Source organism: Streptomyces sp. SID12501 (assembly GCF_010550245.1).
Classification (GTDB): Bacteria; Actinomycetota; Actinomycetes; order Streptomycetales; family Streptomycetaceae; genus Streptomyces.
Map to the genome: position 1 here is coordinate 1 of NZ_JAAGLU010000923.1, position 405 is coordinate 405.

Sequence of the window (405 nt, forward strand, 5' to 3'; positions counted from 1 at the left end):
CTCGACCGCGAGCTGCAGGTCGGGGTCGGTCGAGAACGGCTCGGACGCGGCGACGGACTCCAGCACGGGCAGCTGCCCCTGGATCGACGTCGAGACCGTGCGCATCGGCTCCTCGGTCGCGAGCCACGAGATCCACTCGAACGCCGCGTCCTTGTCCTGGCAGGACTCGAGCACGACGTTGCCGCTCATCGACGTGAGCGTCGAGGGGCCGGCCCCGTCGCAGACGGGGAGCGGGACGACGCCGAGCGCGTCGCCCAGCGCCTCACGCATCGCGTTGAGCGAGCCGGGGTGGTGGATCATCATCGCGGTCGTGCCGGCCGCGAAGTTGGTCTGCACGGGCGCGAACGCCGCGGTGACCGACCCCGGGGGCGCGGCGTCCAGCTCGGTGACGACCGACAGGTACCG

At 72.3% G+C, this 405-nt stretch carries 1 protein-coding gene; it reads right to left on the minus strand.

The genetic code is table 11. The annotated features are described in order from the left end of the window. The coding region (locus tag G3I71_RS49155; RefSeq protein ID WP_164325487.1) for an extracellular solute-binding protein at positions 1-405 on the minus strand (405 nt) is incomplete at both ends.